The sequence below is a fragment of the Prosthecobacter sp. genome (assembly GCF_044222565.1).
GTDB lineage: Bacteria > Verrucomicrobiota > Verrucomicrobiia > Verrucomicrobiales > Verrucomicrobiaceae > Prosthecobacter.
In genome coordinates, this window is sequence record NZ_JBGANA010000008.1 from 330,704 (window position 1) to 346,576 (window position 15,873).

15 protein-coding genes and 1 pseudogene are annotated in these 15,873 nt (G+C 61.3%); 9 read left to right on the top strand and 7 right to left on the bottom strand.

Annotated elements, in window-relative coordinates; genetic code table 11:
• Positions 1-30 precede the first annotated feature (30 nt).
• The 3 genes from ACILSR_RS14525 to ACILSR_RS14535 are packed head-to-tail and all read left to right on the top strand — an operon-like array spanning position 31 to position 3,207.
• Positions 31-306 (top strand): AbrB/MazE/SpoVT family DNA-binding domain-containing protein, encoded by a 276-nt coding sequence (locus tag ACILSR_RS14525; protein WP_395750503.1) that lies wholly within the window; start codon positions 31-33, stop codon positions 304-306.
• Positions 303-722 (top strand): PIN domain-containing protein, encoded by a 420-nt coding sequence (locus ACILSR_RS14530; RefSeq protein ID WP_395750504.1) that lies wholly within the window; start codon positions 303-305, stop codon positions 720-722. Before ACILSR_RS14525 ends, ACILSR_RS14530 begins: the two co-directional genes overlap by 4 nt.
• 28 nt (positions 723-750) lie before the next feature.
• On the top strand, positions 751-3,207 hold the full coding sequence (locus ACILSR_RS14535; protein WP_395750505.1) for a DUF3656 domain-containing protein: 2,457 nt from the start codon (positions 751-753) through the stop codon (positions 3,205-3,207).
• A 17-nt stretch (positions 3,208-3,224) separates the two neighbouring features.
• Here ACILSR_RS14535 and ACILSR_RS14540 read toward each other — a convergent pair whose 3' ends face one another.
• Entirely contained in the window at positions 3,225-3,515 is a 291-nt protein-coding gene (locus ACILSR_RS14540) for a hypothetical protein (protein ID WP_395750506.1), read from the bottom strand.
• Between the two features lie 236 nt (positions 3,516-3,751).
• Here ACILSR_RS14540 and ACILSR_RS14545 point away from each other — a divergent pair, with 236 nt between their 5' ends.
• Positions 3,752-5,668: a hypothetical protein gene (locus tag ACILSR_RS14545; RefSeq protein WP_395750507.1), complete on the top strand. Its 1,917-nt coding sequence runs from the start codon at positions 3,752-3,754 to the stop codon at positions 5,666-5,668.
• Positions 5,669-5,673: 5 nt separating this feature from the next.
• Here the strand turns inward: ACILSR_RS14545 and ACILSR_RS14550 are convergent, their stop codons facing one another.
• A complete protein-coding gene (locus ACILSR_RS14550; protein ID WP_395750508.1) occupies positions 5,674-6,243 on the bottom strand; it encodes a Maf family protein in 570 nt (189 codons plus the stop codon).
• Positions 6,240-6,521: a YgdI/YgdR family lipoprotein gene (locus ACILSR_RS14555; protein WP_395750509.1), complete on the bottom strand. Its 282-nt coding sequence runs from the start codon at positions 6,519-6,521 to the stop codon at positions 6,240-6,242. Before ACILSR_RS14555 ends, ACILSR_RS14550 begins: the two co-directional genes overlap by 4 nt.
• Positions 6,522-6,619: 98 nt before the next feature.
• Here ACILSR_RS14555 and mtnP point away from each other — a divergent pair, with 98 nt between their 5' ends.
• Complete coding sequence (mtnP, locus tag ACILSR_RS14560; protein WP_395750510.1) at positions 6,620-7,492, top strand: S-methyl-5'-thioadenosine phosphorylase; 873 nt, start codon at positions 6,620-6,622, stop codon at positions 7,490-7,492.
• 121 nt (positions 7,493-7,613) lie between these two features.
• Complete coding sequence (locus tag ACILSR_RS14565) at positions 7,614-8,888, top strand: tetratricopeptide repeat protein (RefSeq protein ID WP_395750511.1); 1,275 nt, start codon at positions 7,614-7,616, stop codon at positions 8,886-8,888.
• A 15-nt stretch (positions 8,889-8,903) separates the two neighbouring features.
• Here the strand turns inward: ACILSR_RS14565 and ACILSR_RS14570 are convergent, their stop codons facing one another.
• From ACILSR_RS14570 to purT, 3 genes are all read right to left on the bottom strand, one after another.
• Positions 8,904-9,746, bottom strand: a complete 843-nt coding sequence (locus tag ACILSR_RS14570; RefSeq protein WP_395750512.1) for a transglutaminase-like domain-containing protein — start codon at positions 9,744-9,746, stop codon at positions 8,904-8,906.
• Positions 9,747-10,066: 320 nt separating this feature from the next.
• Positions 10,067-10,264, bottom strand: a complete 198-nt coding sequence (locus ACILSR_RS14575; RefSeq protein ID WP_395750513.1) for a hypothetical protein — start codon at positions 10,262-10,264, stop codon at positions 10,067-10,069.
• 52 nt (positions 10,265-10,316) lie between these two features.
• Positions 10,317-11,498 carry a formate-dependent phosphoribosylglycinamide formyltransferase gene (gene purT / locus ACILSR_RS14580; RefSeq protein WP_395750514.1) on the bottom strand — a complete coding sequence of 394 codons (1,182 nt, stop codon included), beginning with the start codon at positions 11,496-11,498 and terminating at the stop codon, positions 10,317-10,319.
• A gap of 209 nt (positions 11,499-11,707) precedes the next feature.
• Here purT and ACILSR_RS14585 point away from each other — a divergent pair, with 209 nt between their 5' ends.
• The 3 genes from ACILSR_RS14585 (at position 11,708) to ACILSR_RS14595 (ending at position 14,775) form a co-directional block, all read left to right on the top strand.
• Positions 11,708-12,490 (top strand): ComF family protein, encoded by a 783-nt coding sequence (locus ACILSR_RS14585; RefSeq protein WP_395750515.1) that lies wholly within the window; start codon positions 11,708-11,710, stop codon positions 12,488-12,490.
• 149 nt (positions 12,491-12,639) lie between these two features.
• Positions 12,640-13,476 (top strand): acetyl-CoA carboxylase, carboxyltransferase subunit beta, encoded by an 837-nt coding sequence (accD, locus tag ACILSR_RS14590; protein WP_395750516.1) that lies wholly within the window; start codon positions 12,640-12,642, stop codon positions 13,474-13,476.
• 612 nt (positions 13,477-14,088) lie between these two features.
• A complete protein-coding gene (locus ACILSR_RS14595; protein WP_395750517.1) occupies positions 14,089-14,775 on the top strand; it encodes a hypothetical protein in 687 nt (228 codons plus the stop codon).
• Between the two features lie 432 nt (positions 14,776-15,207).
• Here ACILSR_RS14595 and ACILSR_RS14600 read toward each other — a convergent pair.
• Positions 15,208-15,738: pseudogene (locus ACILSR_RS14600) on the bottom strand (PDDEXK nuclease domain-containing protein); the annotation flags it as partial.
• Positions 15,739-15,873: the final 135 nt, after the last annotated feature.

Genomic DNA, 15,873 nt, shown 5'->3' on the forward strand with positions numbered 1-15,873 from the left:
GGTTGAGGTCTTTGGATGGCATCATCCGGCATGACCGCAACGATCACCATGGACGAAGGCGGGCAGATTACTCTGCCTGCCGCGATCAAGCGTGCCTTCGGAGTGGGGCCTGGAACCCGGCTGCGCGCAGAGGTGTCTGGAGGTCGGCTGCAAATCATGAAGGAAGACGAACCTCCTGAAATCAAGGAGGGCGTGCTGGAGAATGGCTTGCTGGTGCTGCCTCATTTTGGCTTCACCGTGGACGTCGGTGCTGCGCTGCGTGCCGAACGCGATGAACGCTCCGCCCAGAGAGATGAGCAGCAATGAGCGTCTTTTTGGACAGCTCCATCTTAATTGCAGCGCTGGTGCCAAGCGAACGGAAGCACGCAGAAAGCCTTGCGCGCCTGATGGATGGGACACCGCTGGTTTATCAACATTCGTTCCTTGAAACGTTTTCCATGCTGACAGGCGGCAGGCTGGGAGCCAAGGCCGATGCTGATCTGGTGGCGAAGCTGATCAAGCAAACGCTGCTCCCACGTGTTCGCGTCGTGCATCTGGACGAACTCGAAATTGTGGAGGCCCTCCAGGCCGCAAGACAACATGGCGTTCGTGGAGGTGCGGTCTATGACTTTATGCATCTGGTGGCCGCGCGGAAATCGGGTGCCGCCGTTCTTTGCACTCTTAACCTGGATGATTTTCAGCAGCTTTCGCGCGTCGGTGATCCACTGATTCTGCAGCCCTGATGCTCCTTTGCCCAGCCGGGCTTTTTACATGTCTGTTTCCCCTTCCATTCCCTTCCCCAAACCCGAACTCCTGTCTCCCGCCGGCAACTGGGACTGTGCCCGTGCGGCCGTGGCAAACGGGGCGGACGCGATTTTTTTCGGCATGCCGCGTTTCAATGCACGCTTGCGCGCCGACAACTTCATTGAGGAGGATCTGCCGGAACTCATGAAGTTCCTCCATGAGCATGGAGTGAAAGGCTACGTGGCCTTCAACACACTCATCTTCACTCGGGAACTGCCGGATGCCGAAACGCAGCTTCGTTACCTGGAGGACTGCGGCGTGGATGCGGTGATCGTGCAGGACCTAGGGCTCGCGCGCATGGTGAAAGCCTTGACGCCAAAGCTGCGGCTGCATGCGAGCACGCAGATGACCATCACTTCACCGGAAGGTCTGGAGTTTGCCAAGAAGTTGAACATCGACCAGGCGGTGCTGGCGCGGGAGCTTTCCCTGCGGGAACTTGAGCGCTTCAAGGCGGCCGAGGTGCCGCTGGAGGTGTTCGTACATGGCGCGCTGTGCGTGGCCTATTCGGGGCAGTGCCTCACCAGCGAGTCGCTGGGGCGTCGCAGCGCGAACCGCGGCGAGTGTGCGCAGGCCTGCCGCATGCCCTACGAAATGATTGTTGATGGCGAGCCGCGTGATCTTGAAGACAAGCGCTACCTGCTTTCACCGCAGGATCTCGCGGCGGTGGATGAGATTCCTCAGCTGATCGGGCTGGGCATTCGCAGCTTCAAAATCGAGGGTCGTCTCAAGACGCCGGAGTACGTGGCGGCGGTGACGCAGGTGTATCGCAAGGCGATCGACCGGGCGCTGGCGAATCAACCGGCTCCGGCGAGCGAGGCGGACCGCTACGCGCTGGAGATGACTTTTTCACGCGGTTTGTACCCGGGCTGGATGCATGGTGTGAACCACCAGGAGCTGGTAGGCGCCTATTATGGCAAAAAACGCGGGCCCTATGTGGGCCAGGTCACGCGCATCCTGGGGGCGGACACGCTGGAGCTGGACGAGCTGCACATCGCCATGAAGCCGGGCGATGGCGTGGTGTTTGAAAATCTGTCTGACACGAACTACGAGCAGGGCGGCAGCGTGTATGAGATGCGTGGCAGTGCGCTGAGCTTTCGCCACGGGCATCTGCGCATGCAGGATGTGCAGATTGGCATGCGTGTTTTCAAAACGAGCGATCCCGCTCTCAACCGCGCCCTGCGCCAGTCCTTTGAAGGAGACATCCCCATCCGCAAGCAGCGCAAGTTGGACCTGCATGTGACGGGCAAAGTGGGCGAAACCCTTCGGGTGCAGTCGGGCAGGACCGTGGTTGCCTCCACCATGCCGCTGCAGGCCGCGATGAAGCGCCCCCTGACACCGGGAGCCTTCATCGAACAGTTCAGCCGCCTCGGCGGCACGGAGTTCGAGCTGGGAGAAGTCCAGTTTGATGTCGAAGGGGAGGTCATGCTGCCCATCAGCGAGCTCAACCGCATGCGGCGTGACCTGATCGCCGCCTGGAGCGAAGACGTCTCGCCATCGCCATCCGAAACCGCCGCCCCGGTCACTGCCACGCTTGAGTCTCTGATGCCCTCCCGTGGCATCGTCGATGACTCGCTGCCGCTCCAGCTCCACGCCTTGTGCCGCACGCAGGCGCACATCGACGCTGCTCTCGTGCTCGGCGTCCCCCGCCTCTACCTCGACTTTGAAGACATCCGGCTCTATGCGGATTTGGTGAAACAGATCAAGGCGCGCAGTGAGACGACGCAGGTCTGGCTGGCCACCCCTCGCATTCAGAAATCCGGCGAAGCAGGATTCTTCAAGCTCATCCAGCGCGCCGAGCCGCATGGCGTGCTCATTCGCAATCTGGGGGCCATGTCGTTCTTCCAAGACGCAGGCATTCCAATGACGGGAGATTTTTCCCTCAACGTGGCCAATCCGCTGACGGCGGAGATCTTGAAAAAATCCGGGCTGGAGCGCCTGACCATCAGCTATGACCTCAACATCGAGCAGGTGGTGGATCTGCTGGCTGCCGCGCCGCCCGGATGGTTTGAGCTCACACTGCACCAGCACATGCCCATGTTTCACATGGAGCACTGCGCGTTTGCCGCATTCCTCAGCAAGGGCACCGACTTCACCAACTGCGGCCGCCCGTGCGACCGTCATCGCGTGCATCTCAAGGACCGCGTGGGCATGCACCACCCGCTGAAGGCAGACGTCGGCTGCCGCAACACCCTGTTCAATGCGGTGGCGCAGACGGGTGCGCAGTTCTTTGACGAACTGCGGGAGCACGGCCTGCGCTGCTACCGCGTGGAGCTTCTCGAAGAGAACGCCGATGAGGCGATGATCGTCCTGCGCACCTATCAGGAGCTACTAGCCGGGCAGCGCGATGGGGACGAGATCTGGCGCGATCTGAGGGCGCACAGCCAGCTGGGGGTCACACGTGGCACGCTGACGGAGCTGGCCTGAGGCGGCAGCCCGTCGCCTCAGCAGAACTTGTCATGCACCACCTTCTGAATCTCAGGTGAGGCAGGAAGCTGGTTCTGGTAAAAGGTGTAAGAGTTGATGGCGGTGAGATAGCCGTCGTTTTTCGTTGCGGAGCCGACCCACGCACCTTCTGGCAGTTTGCCGACCGAGCGCTTCACGAAGTCCGCGTGGGAGAGGGAGACATTGCCGGTGAAGTGAGTCACGCGGCCCTCCTGCACGATGATGAGAAAATACAGGCCATCGCGGATGAAGATTTTTTCCTGCGGGGTCGTGTCAGCGGAAGTTTGCATAGAATGATTCTCGACAAGATTGCCATTTTGACCGGCGAGCGCTCCTCCGCCTCGGCAAGGTCACAAGATTTTTGAGAGTTGATCCAAGGGTCGGCTGGCAGGAAAATTCGCTGCCGGCTGGCTGATGCAGGCCACCGTGGAGGTGCAGGTGGGCGGGGTCAAATGCCCAGATTGGTTTTGAGACAGGTTAGGAACTTCCTTGAACCCCGGCGGTTTACCACGACAATCCCCACCTCATGGCCCGCAACGCCCCGGACGATTTCAGTTTCCTGCCGACCGTCGATTCGACGGAGGAGGAGATTTTAGAACGCGAGGCCCTGTGGAAAGCGGCCCAGCGCCAGCCGCAGCCCGGGCCGGAGGTGCCAGAGCATGAAGCGGCGGCTTACGAGAACCCGCAGCATGAACCGGCGTATGAGGAGCCGGTGTATCAGGAGCAGGTCTATGATGAGGTGCCGGTGGTTGCTCCCCCGCGGTCGGTTCAGCCTCCTCCTCCCCCACGTTCCACGCCTCCTCCCCCTCCGCGACGGGCGGTGCAGCCACCACCACCTCCTCGGTCAACGCCTCCGCCGCCTCCTCGCTCGGTGCAGGAGTCTCCACCACAGGAGACGGTGAAAAAGGGCCGCCTGTTCGAGCCGGATGCCGAACACATGGAGCCCGCCCCGCCCAAGTCGGAGCGCATGAATCCAGCCCCTCCGCAGGACGTGGCGCTCTCCTCTGCCAAACTGGTGCCTGCGCAGCAGCCCCAAGCGCTCCCGACTTCAGAGGATGTGGCACCCCAGCCGGTTCCCCGGGAGCCACGAGCGATGCGCCAGCGCACAAGCAATGAGAAAGGCATCGTGCCACCTCCGCCGCCACAGGCGAAGTCTTCCGAGGTTTCGGAGGCACTGAAAGCTGCGGTTCCTGGCTTGCCGCAGAGCGATGATGCCCCGGCTGCCAAGGCGGACGGGAGCGTGGACTCGGAGACGGGCAAAGACCCGGCGCCATTCACGGCTCCCAAGCCCCCGCCAGAAGAGCCCCTGGACCCGGATGAAGCAAAACGGCAGCGCTGGAAAAAGCTGGCGGACAAGATCGGTCTCCAAACCTTGGGCATGAGTTTCGGCGTGCATGTGTTCCTGCTGCTGATTGCCTGCTTCATCGGCGTCAGCGGGGTCATGGAGAGCCAGGTGGACTTTCTGCCCGGCGGTGACTCGGCACAGTCAAAGGCCGCCGCCGAGGTGCTGACCCACAAGATTCAGCAAAAGAAAAACCCCTGGCTGAAAAACAAGCCGCCGATGCGCAAGCTCGCGGTGCAGTCGGTCTCCGCCAACATCGTGCTGCCGGAAATGCCGCCGATGGACATGACGGACTTTTCGAAGATGAACAACCGCATTGAGGTCAAGTCGTCCTCCCTTGGCATGGGCGCGCCACTGGGCATGGGGACAGGAGGCGCGGGTGGTGGTTTTGGTGCAGGCATCGGGCGTGGTGCAAAGTTTTCCTTCCTCGGTCAGACCGCACTGGGACGGCGCGTGATTTATGTCGTGGACGTCTCGGGCTCCATGTCCGCCATCGGGCAGGGAGAGAAGATCTCACGCTTCGATCTTCTGAAAAAGGAGCTGACGAAAAGCATCAGCCAGCTTCCTGCGGGCACTGCGTTCCAGGTTTTGTTCTTCTCTGACTTCGCCTGGCCGCCCGGTGAGGTGAACAGCCGAAATAGTGAGGCATTTGGCAAGTACCGCTGGCCGACTATTGACGGCAGCTACGACACCCTCTCCGTCGAAAATTACAAAAAGGCAAAAATCCCCGCCTTCAAATACCTGCAGGTCACTCCGTTTTCGTTGCAGGACATGAAAAAGATCATCGACGACGCGGACAATCCCGGCGGCACGAACTGGGGGTCAGGGCTGCTGATGGCCCTGAGTGCCAACCCGAAGCCGGATGTGATCTTTTTCATGACGGACGGCAATCGTTCGGACGAGATGGGCTGGATTGACGTCGTCACCGCTGAAAACAAGCGCAAGCTCCCCATGACCACCATCCACACCAGCGCCATGCAGCAGCCGGACGCCGCCATCGAACTGGACCTGCTGGCCAAACGCAACAACGGCAAATTCACCGTGGTGCTGGGAGAGGGCAAGGTCGTCAAGGGAGAGGACTACTTCAAAATGAAGAAGTAGCGACCTCAGGACTGCAGCGCATGCAGCGCCGCGGACACTTCATCCACCGGCAGTCCGACGACGTTGGTGAAGGAGCCGGTCATGCGTTCCAGAACCATGTCCGTGCAGTCCTGGATGCCGTAGGCACCGGCCTTGTCGAGAGGATTCACCCGGGAGTGATACGCGCGGATCACCTCATCAGTCAGCGGCTTGAAGGTGACGTGGGTGATGACGTGAAGCTCTTTGACCACTGCGCCACCGCAGGCAAACGCTACCCCGGTGCAGACTTCATGGGTGCGGCCGGAAAGACGGCGCACCATGTGCAGCGCCTCTTCCATGTCGGCAGGTTTGGCCAGGGGATCGCCGTCCACATACACAAGGGTGTCAGCACCGATGACGAGCGCATCCGGGCGGGCGCGGCTCACGGCCAGGGACTTGCGGCGGGCGTTTTCCACGGTGAGCTGCTCCGGCGTCAGCGCGGCATCATGAGCCTCCTCGACCTGTGGCAGGACGACTTCAAATTCGAATCCCGCCTGGCGCAGCAGATCCACCCGCCGCGGAGAGGCGGATGCCAGCAAAAGGTTGCGCAGGCTCACGCGCGCTGCTCTACAATAGTGGCTACATCGTCCGCGCGGATCACCGCATCGCGCTTGTCCGGGGTGCGGTAGCGGTAGTAGCCGGTCTTCTTCTGATACTGCGGTGCGCCTTCGCAGGGCACCTCACGGCCATCCTTCAGTTTGATCTTGTGCGGTGTGGTGGAGGCAAACATGTCCGGCATGGAGCAGGAAATGAGGGAAAAGACAGGCAGGATCAGCAGGAGACGGCGCATGGCGTTCATGGCGGGGATGACAAAATAACGATGCAGTTCAGACATGACTTTCGGGCAATTTGTTCATCCAGCAACCGGGTGAGATTTTCAAGTGACACAATGTTGTTGGTTGAAGCAGGCTCCATGCCTTCCTACCAGTCGGCATGAGTCAAATTCTCCCTCCAGCCATCGGAATCATCGGCGGTTCCGGCCTTTACGATCTTGAAGGGTTTGAAAATCGTGAGGAGATCACCGTGCAGACGCCGTTTGGCCCGCCCTCGGATGCGCTGGTCACCGGCACTCTGGCGGGGCGGCGGGTGTATTTTCTGCCGCGTCATGCCAAGGGCCACCGCATCCTGCCGACAGAGCTGAACCACCGGGCCAATCTCTGGGCGCTGCGCAGCCTGAACGTGCGCTGGGTCATCGCCGTCACAGCCGTGGGCAGCTTGCAGGAGCAGTACCATCCGCGCGATGTCGTGCTCCCTGACCAGTTCTTTGACCGCACCAGCCGGCGGGACCAGCACACCTTTTTCGGCAACGGTATCGTGGCTCATGTGGCTTTTGGCGATCCGATCTCCGAAGGCCTGCGCACGCTGCTGCATGACGCCTGTGTGGCCCAGGGCCGCAAGGTGCACAACGGCGGCACCTACGTCTGCATGGACGGCCCCGCCTTTTCCACCCGGGCGGAATCCAATGCGCACCGCCAGCTCGGTTTTGATGTCATTGGCATGACGAACCTGCCGGAGGCCAAGCTGGCCCGCGAAGCGGAGATGGCGCTGGCCACCCTCGCAATGATCACGGATTACGACTGCTGGAAGGTCGAGGAGGAAGCCGTCACCGCCGAGTCGGTGATCGGCCATCTCCATGCAAACGTGGCCGCTGCCAAAGCCATCCTGGCCCAGGTCATTCCCAGCATACCCGCAGAGCCAACTTGGCCGGAGCATCGTGCGCTGGACAGCGCCCTGATGACCGACCGCAAACTGTGGCCGGAGCAGACGGTGGAAAACCTGCTTCCCCTGCTGCAGAGGTTTGTGTGATTAATGCCAACTGTGCTTGCAAGCGCAAGGCCCTCTGCCGAAGTTTGCAGGCATGAATCCGCCTGATCTCCCGCCGCCTTTCCCACAGATGCCACCGGCTGGTCAGCCACCCAGGAAAGGCATGAGCACAGGAGTGATCGTGCTGATCATCGGTGGGGTGCTGGTGCTGTTTGTCGGGATTCTGGCGGCGCTGGCGATCCCTGTTTATAATCGGGTCCAAGGGCTGGCACAGGGGAAGAAAAACTCCCTGGAGCACAAAGCTCCGCCGCCACCAGCCAAGGCGCTGACGGAAGGGCAGAAGCAAAAGCTCAAGGAGTTTGGAGAGCGGATTGCCGAAGCCTTGACCGCCGCAGACGGTGAAGCGATCAAGGGCATGCTGGACTCCGAAGGAATGGCTGACCGCGTGTTTGATGACCGGACGTCGGGGTTTCCCCAGGTCAGTGAAATGCGGAAGGGATTTATCGCCGGGGCGACGAGTCAGCCCGGAGGCTGGCTGCGGAACGTCATGGGACACAAGACCAGGGCCCTGCACTATCGTGAGCGAGACGGATATCCCGCCATTGTCCTGCGCCTGATGCCCGAGGGCGGTGGAGTCAACTATGTGGACATTGTGGTGCGTCCCCACGGAGAGACCTTCCGCGCGGTGGACATGTTCACCTACATGTACGCCAGCTACTTTTCCGATGAGACGCGCAACCTCATGGCGACGATGATGCCCAGTTCCAGCGTGGGAAAGCTGGCCGCAATCATGGGTGCCACGAATTTTGACAGTGAGATTCTCAGCCTCCTCAAGAAGGGCGGCGAGTGCATCAAGACCGGCAAATATGCCGAAGCGCTCGCCATCTGCGACGGTCTGCCGGAGAAATATCGGACGCACCGGATGTTTTTCATGCTGCGCATGCAGGCCCTCATGCAGCTGAATGGCGGAGACGATGGCAAATACGACGCGCCGTACCGCCAGATGCTGATTTCTGCGCCGGACATTCTCGGGGCGGACAGCACCACGGACCTGCTCATGATCGATCTGCTGTTCCTGGACAACCGGCTGCCCGAGGCCGACGCCTGCATCCAGCGTGTGGAAAAGGTGGTGGGCGGGGATCCTTACCTCAAGGTTCTGCGCGCCAACACCCGGCGCATGCTGAAGGACTACCCAGGCGCCCTCAAGCTGGCGACCGAGGCGCAGGAAGAAGAGCCTGATTTGGTTGACGCGGTGGACACACGTCTGGCGGTCCATCTGGAGCAGAAGCACTATCCCGCCATTCTCGAAGAATTTCGCGCGCTAAAGAAGAAAGGGATCCTCATGACACGCAAGGTGCTCGCAGGTGAGGACACCTATGCCGAATTCCTCGCTTCACCGGAATTTGCCGCGTGGGAAAAGGAGCTTGAACAGCCTTGAGAAAGCTGCACCGCCCTAATCTTCCATCAGCTTCACTGCCAGACGGCGCATGAACTGACGCTCCTGTAGCAGGCCGATGCGTTCGTAGGCTTCATCAAGGTTCCGCAGGATGCGCAGCAGCGTGGCCTCGGCAGTGGCGGGTTCGTGAATCAGATCCTCCATTCCGGGATTGGCGGCGGGGTGGTGTTTGGCCACATCTGCAGCCAGCATGAAGCGCCCGCGGTTGAAGCAGTCCACCAGCCAGGTCTGGTCGCGGTATTGCACGCGGGAAAGGAAGTGCCCGGGGAAATTGCAGCCTTCGATTTCAAGCCCGAAGCGATGCCCGAGCAGGCGGTAAAGGCAGCAAAGGCTGATGGGATTGCCAAGTCCGGTGTCGAGCACCCAGAACAGATTGCTGTTGGCCGGGGAATAGTAGTCCTTGCTGTTGCCTCGGAAGCGGGTGATGCCGCCGTGCGCGGCAAAGAGCCATTGTGCAAGCTCATGGGCATCCATGCGGCCTTTTTCAGCGAAGGCCTCTTCCGCGAGGGCATCGAGCCGTTTGGCCAGATCGGCACTCTGCGACTTCCAGCCGTTGAGAAAGGCGGAGAGCTGGCTGAGGCCTTCTTCGAGCTGGGCATCCGGACCTTCCATCCAGCGCCAGCGCATCCAAGTGTCCTCCAGCTCCAGCCGGCGGGCTGGCTCCAGCAGCTGGGCCACAAGCTTTTCTTCATCGGCAGAGAGAGGTGTCTCCAAGGTCTCGATATGCTGCGGCAGCTCGCGCCTCATGCCCGTCAGCTCCTGCCGCACGGCCTGCCGCACGACTTCAGAGTCGTCATCGAGCAGTTTGATGAGATGGCTCAGGTGAGCACTAGGAGGCATTTGGAGGTCATACCACGAACGCGGTCATGGATGCAATGCCGAATTTAACCAGGCGCAGCCGGGCGCCTCAGTGTTGAAGAAAAGACTTCAGCACGGTTGCGAGCTGCGGCTTGTTCAGCCGGCGCTCGGCAATGCCGATCATCGCGTCATACAGGGTGCCATCATCAAGGCGGCTGCGGACGCCGTTGTGTTCTGATCCGAGCCAAGCGAGGACTCGACTAGAGCATCGTCCCGAATTCCGGCGCTGCCGCCGAAGAGAGCAAGGGAGTTGGCGTGGATGCTGTCGATGACTTCCCGCGTGAGGAAGACCGGCTCGGGACTCATTGGGCGAGCTTGGTGAACAGCTCGCGATTTTCAGCGAAGATACGCTGGCTGATCTGGCGGGCATTATCAGCATCCATCACTGCCGGGCCGTCGGGAGTTTCAGCATCAGGCAGTTCACGCACGAAGGCATTGACCTGCGCCTGATCAGCACGCGGCAGCGTCTTGTTCAGTTCAAGGATTTCGATCGCGCTCATAGAGCGAGCTTAGCCGGAATCTGGTGAAAACACATCCGGTTTTCCAGTCGGGCTACAGCCGGATCTCCATGGCCTTGGCGGCGCGGTGGGCTTTCGCGCGGGCTTCGTTGATGGTTTCGGCGCGGGCGAGGGTGACGGCCATGCGGCGCTGGCCGGAGACGGAGGGCTTGCCGAAGAGGCGGACTTGTGTGTCGGATTCGGCAAGAACCTGGTCCAAAGAGCCAAACTGGACATTGGCGGACTCGCCTTCGACCAAAACGGCGCAGCTGGCGCTGGGGCCGTGCTGGCGGATGTTGGGGATGGGGAGTCCGAGGATGGCGCGGACGTGGAGTGCGAACTCGGAGAGGTCCTGGGAGATGAGGGTGACGAGGCCGGTGTCGTGGGGGCGGGGGGAGACTTCGCTGAAGATGACGTCATCGCCTTTGATGAACATCTCGACGCCGAAGAGGCCGCGACCGCCGAGGGCTTCGGTGATGGCGCCGGCCATGTGCTCGGCGGCGGCGAGGGCTTCGTGGGACATGGGGTGGGGCTGCCAGGATTCGCGGTAGTCGCCTTTGATCTGGGTGTGGCCGACGGGGGCGCAGAAGGAGGTGCCGCCGGCGTGGCGGACGGTGAGCATGGTGATCTCGTAGTCGAAGTCCACGAAGCCTTCGACGATGACCTTGCCTTTGCCGGCGCGGCCGCCTTCCTGGGCGTACTGCCAGGAGTGGGCGATGTCGTCGGCGGTTTTGACGACGCTCTGGCCTTTGCCGGAACTGCTCATGATGGGCTTGACGACGCAGGGCATGCCGATTTTGGCGATGGCGGCGCGGAATTCCTCTTCGGTGGAGGCAAAGATGTAGGGGGAGGTTTTGAGGCTGAGCTCTTCGGCGGCGAGGCGGCGGATGCCTTCGCGGTTCATGGTGAGCTTGGTGGCGCGGGCGGTGGGGACGACGCGGAAGCCTTCGGCTTCGAGTTCGAGGAGGGTGTCTGTGGCGATGGCTTCGATCTCGGGGACGATGCAGTCGGGTTTTTCGACTTCGACGATGCGGCGGAGGGCTTCGCCGTCGAGCATGGAGATGATGTGGCTGCGGTGGGCGACCTGCATGGCGGGGGCGTTGGCGTAGCGGTCCACGGCGATGACTTCACAGCCGAGGCGCTGGAGCTCGATGACGACTTCTTTGCCGAGCTCGCCGGAGCCGAGGAGCATGACTTTGGTAGCGGAGGAGGAAAGGGGGGTGCCGATGCGGGACATGGGGGAGGGGGAGTTTGCGGTGGTTTACTGTTGTTGACGGTTGTTTACGATGGTTTGTCCGGAGTTCCAGAGGAGAGATGGAGGGGGAGTTGGCGATTGTTGGCAGTTGTTTGTGCGGAGTTCCTGAGGGAATGGCCGAAAGAGGGAAAAGAAGGGAAAAAAGTTTGAGGTTGTTTGGAGGGGGGAGTGTGGTTCAGGGTTGCTGGTTTATGGCGTTTCCTGGTCCTCCGAAACCTTCGCGTGTGCAGCGGCTGCTGGGGCCGGTGGGGAAGGGGCTGGTGGATTTGCTGTATCCGCGGCTGTGCTCTGTGTGCCAGGTGCCGGTGGATGAGGGGTGGTTTTGCGGGGTTTGTGAAGGGGCGCTGCCGCTGGTGAAGCCGCCGTACTGCATGGTGTGCGGGGAAGTGTATGATGGGGCGGTGGCAGGGGATTTCCGATGCTCGAACTGCAGCGGGAGAAGGCTGGAGTTTGAGTTTGCGGTGGCGGCGTGCGAGGCGGAGGAGGGGGCGCGGGAGCTGATCCACAAGTTCAAGTATGAGCGGCGGCTGCACCTGCGCGGGGTGCTGGCATCCCTGCTGATGCGGACGCTGGAGGAGCCGAGGCTGGCGGGGGAGGATCTGGGGAAATGGCTGCTGGTGCCGGTGCCGCTGCATCGGAGCCGTGAGGTGGAGCGGGAGTACAATCAGAGCTGGGAGCTGTGCGAGCGGCTGTCCCGCCTGACGGGGATCCCGGCGGCGAAGGCGCTGGTGCGGACGCGGGAGACGGTGACGCAGGCAGGGCTGAACCGGGCGGAGCGGCTGAGGAATCTGCGAGGTGCTTTTGCAGTGATGCCGGGGCGGCCGTGGCGGCGTGTGGTGGGCCTGAAGGGGCGGCGGGTGCTGCTGGTGGATGATGTTTTCACGACGGGGTCAACGGCGAACGAATGTGCGCGGGTGCTGAAGGCAGAGGGCGGGGCTGAAAAAGTGGTGGTCATTACTGTAACACGCGGCTAGGATCGGTCCCGCGTCCGGCTCAGGCCGGACCTGACGGTGCGACGGCCGGGTGGATTTTTCCTCCTGGCGACTCCTGCGACATGCCATTCGGGGAGACGCACTGACGGGTCCGCCCACGCAGGACGCCTAACCTGACTGACTGACCTACCATGGGATTTTTCAAAAAACGCAACGTTGACGATCTAGGCGAAAAGAAACGAGACATGCCGGAGGGGCTTTGGACGAAGTGCCCTTCATGCGGTGAGAGCCTGTTTGAGCAGGCGCTGGCCAAAAACCTGCGGGTTTGCACGAGCTGCGGCTACCATTTTACGATCGGCTCTGAGGAGAGGATCGCGAGCCTGGTGGATGAGGGGAGCTTTGTGGAGATGGACAAGGGCCTGGATTCGGTGAACGCGCTCGGCTTCAAGGGCTATCTGGACAAGGTGAAGGCCTACCAGAGCAAGACGGGGCTGACTGAGGCGGTGGTGACCGGGCGTGCGAACATTGAAGGCATCGCGGTGCTGGTGGCGATCATGGATTTCCGGTTCCTGGGCGCGAGCATGGGCAGCGTGGTGGGAGAGAAGATCACCCGGGCGATCGAGGCGGCGACGGCGGAGCGGAAACCAGTGATTGTGTTTTCGGCGTCCGGTGGCGCGCGCATGCATGAGGGGATTTTGAGCCTGATGCAGATGGCGAAGACGAGCGGCGCGCTGGCGCGGCATGCGGAGGCGCGGCTGCCGTATATTTCGGTGCTGACGCATCCGACGACGGGCGGTGTGACGGCGAGCTTTGCGACGCTGGGAGATCTGATCATTGCGGAGCCGAAGTGCATGATCGGCTTTGCGGGGCCGCGTGTGGTGAAGGAAACGACGCATGCGGATCTGCCGCCGGGTTTCCAGACGGCGGAGTTTATGATGCAGCACGGGCTGGTGGACATGATCGTGGACCGCAAGGAGATGCGCGGCACGCTGGCGCGGGTGCTGCGGTATATGGCGGGTGGGAAGTGAGGGCTGGGCGGAGTTGACGGTGGTTTACTGTTGTTGACGATGGTTGACGGTTGTTTGGCGGGCTTCGAAGGGGGCTCGTTGAGGGGTGGGTGTGGAAGGGACGTTCGTTTTTGCCGCAGAGGGGGCGGAGGTTTATTGGAATGGAGGGGCGATGGAATGACCGGAAATTGGCAACGCTAGAGATTAGAAGACCGCAGAGAAATGCCCCTGGGTCTGGTGCGGCGAGGCCGGAGGTTTGAACCACGGATGACACGACCAGCACGGATGCCGGAGCGGATTTGGGGCTGGGGTGCAAATGGTGGGCTATTTTCCGGCGGGGAATCACCAGAGGTTTGCACCGCAAAGATTTGGAGAACGCAAAGAGGGTCGTAGATTTTTGCCGATGGTATGGAGGGGGCTGAGACGTGGAGGTGCGGAGAAAGGGTAAAAAAATTGGGGGTAAAAAGATTTCTTCCGGAGGGGGAGAGAGTGGCCAGGGACCTGGGGTGACAGACGCTGGACAGAAAGATTTTAGAATCGAAGGAGCTGTTCTTTGGGAGGTGCGGAGGGGGGAGTCTGATTTTTGGAGAATGGGGGTTGATTTTGAGGAAGGGGGCCCAAGGGGTTCGAATTATGAAGCGTGATTTTGATGGGGTGGAGTCGGGGGTGGCTGCGGCTGCGGCTGCGGAAGGGACTGCCGGGGCTGGGGGAAAACGACGGGTCGGGACGGGGAGGGAGCCGGGGGAGAGGCGATGGAAAAGGTGGCTTGAGGAGGCGCGGGCGCGGGGGATCTCTGAGATGGAGCTGGTGGTGGAACTGCATCTGTGCCGGGGGCTGCCGCTGCCGGAGGTGGCGGAGGTGCTGGAACTGAAACTGAATGTGGTGCGCTGGCTGTGGCTGCAGGCGCGCGGGGGGCCGGTCCGCGGGATGAGCGCCCCGAAGTCGAAGGAAGATTTTGCCCTGCTGCGGGAGCAGGTGGGCTCGATGCTGTGGCAAACGGTGGCGGACACCTGCCTGGACCCCGAGCCGGCAGCCAGCGGCGGAGCGATGGCAGCGAAGCGGGCTGCGCCGATGATGGGCGTGCGACTCCGAGCGCTGAGACAGATCGCGGATCTGTATGGGGTGAACCCGAAGGCGAAGAAGAAGACGAAGGAAGTGGAGCCGAATTACCGGCAGGTCGAGCCTGCCACGCCGGAGGAGATTTCGGAGCTGGTGAGGAAGTGGCTGGAGGAGAGAGGGAAGGGTGGGGTCGCGGTTTTTGCTCGAGGAAGCGGCCGAGTGCATCTTCGGACCGGCTGCCAACATCGACGAACCGGATGAAGCCGGTAACGAAACTATGGGATTGGTCTGTTCATTCGCTTCTGCTTTGAACCAGTCGTCGATGGAGGCGAGCTGAGAACTGACTGTTGCATACGCGGTGGTTGAAAGCGGGGTCGGGAGTGGATGCAAGGATTTACGGAGAGAGATAGGGTGAATGAGGGGGATGGAGTAAGAAGTGGGATGAGTTTTGGGTTTGAGAGAAGGACGCGGTGGGTGGTTTGTGCTGGCATCGCTACGCGATGCGGGGGTGTGGTGGGGTATGTGGGGCGGTTACGAGGGGTGTCGCTGCGCTCAACCCCTCGCTACAGGCTGGGATGGCTACGCCATCTGTGGGGGGGTACGCCGGGCTTTGAGTGGGTGAGGAGGAGGTTTTGGCGGAGGGTGGTTGTCCGGCAGGCTGTTCGACCAGAGGACTTACCAAAGCGGATCGAATTAAGGATCTCCGCTTTGGCTTTCGGCATCAGGGGAGGGTTCTCCGGTGAGTTCGGCTTCCAGGGTTTCGATGCTGGGGAGGCTGGAGGCAAGTTCGGCAGGGAGGGAGCGGGTGAGCTCGTAGTCGGAGATGCCGATGGGCTTGTGAATGTCCCGCAAAGTGTACTCGCCGAGGATGCGGTCCTTGGTCTGGCAGAGGATGAGGCCGAGGGTGGGTGCGTCTCCGGGATGGCGGAGGAGATCGTCCACGGCGGAGCAGTAGAAGTTCATCTTGCCGGCATACTCGGGTTTGAAGTCGCCTTTTTTCAAATCGACGACGACGAAGCAGCGGAGGTGCAGGTGATAGAAGAGGAGGTCGAGGTAGAACTCGCGGTCACTGACTTCGATGCGGTACTGGCGGCCGACAAAGGCGAAGCCCTGACCCAGTTCGAGGAGGAATTTCTGGATGTGGCCGAGAAGGCCGGTTTCCAACTCCCGCTCATGGAAAGGCTCTTCGAGAGTGAGGAAGTCGAAAAGGTAGGGGTCCTTTAGACCTAATGCCGCTAAGCAAAAGCTGGTTGGTGCCGGAAAAAGAGCGCTGTACAAATGAACTGCATGGTTAACTAAAGGCGGATGCCTGCATCATCCACACCTGATCTTCCCCCTGGCGTCTTTGCCCACACTCTC

Coding starts and splice junctions, on each gene's coding strand:
- ACILSR_RS14540 (WP_395750506.1), bottom strand. CDS start 3,515: ATGCAAACTTCCGCTGACACGACCCCGCAGGAAAAAATCTTCATCCGC.
- ACILSR_RS14565 (WP_395750511.1), top strand. CDS start 7,614: ATGAGCACAGGAGTGATCGTGCTGATCATCGGTGGGGTGCTGGTGCTG.
- ACILSR_RS14535 (WP_395750505.1), top strand. CDS start 751: ATGTCTGTTTCCCCTTCCATTCCCTTCCCCAAACCCGAACTCCTGTCT.
- purT (WP_395750514.1), bottom strand. CDS start 11,498: ATGTCCCGCATCGGCACCCCCCTTTCCTCCTCCGCTACCAAAGTCATG.
- mtnP (WP_395750510.1), top strand. CDS start 6,620: ATGAGTCAAATTCTCCCTCCAGCCATCGGAATCATCGGCGGTTCCGGC.
- ACILSR_RS14585 (WP_395750515.1), top strand. CDS start 11,708: ATGGCGTTTCCTGGTCCTCCGAAACCTTCGCGTGTGCAGCGGCTGCTG.
- ACILSR_RS14555 (WP_395750509.1), bottom strand. CDS start 6,521: ATGTCTGAACTGCATCGTTATTTTGTCATCCCCGCCATGAACGCCATG.
- accD (WP_395750516.1), top strand. CDS start 12,640: ATGGGATTTTTCAAAAAACGCAACGTTGACGATCTAGGCGAAAAGAAA.
- ACILSR_RS14570 (WP_395750512.1), bottom strand. CDS start 9,746: ATGCCTCCTAGTGCTCACCTGAGCCATCTCATCAAACTGCTCGATGAC.
- ACILSR_RS14530 (WP_395750504.1), top strand. CDS start 303: ATGAGCGTCTTTTTGGACAGCTCCATCTTAATTGCAGCGCTGGTGCCA.
- ACILSR_RS14575 (WP_395750513.1), bottom strand. CDS start 10,264: ATGAGCGCGATCGAAATCCTTGAACTGAACAAGACGCTGCCGCGTGCT.
- ACILSR_RS14545 (WP_395750507.1), top strand. CDS start 3,752: ATGGCCCGCAACGCCCCGGACGATTTCAGTTTCCTGCCGACCGTCGAT.
- ACILSR_RS14595 (WP_395750517.1), top strand. CDS start 14,089: ATGAAGCGTGATTTTGATGGGGTGGAGTCGGGGGTGGCTGCGGCTGCG.
- ACILSR_RS14525 (WP_395750503.1), top strand. CDS start 31: ATGACCGCAACGATCACCATGGACGAAGGCGGGCAGATTACTCTGCCT.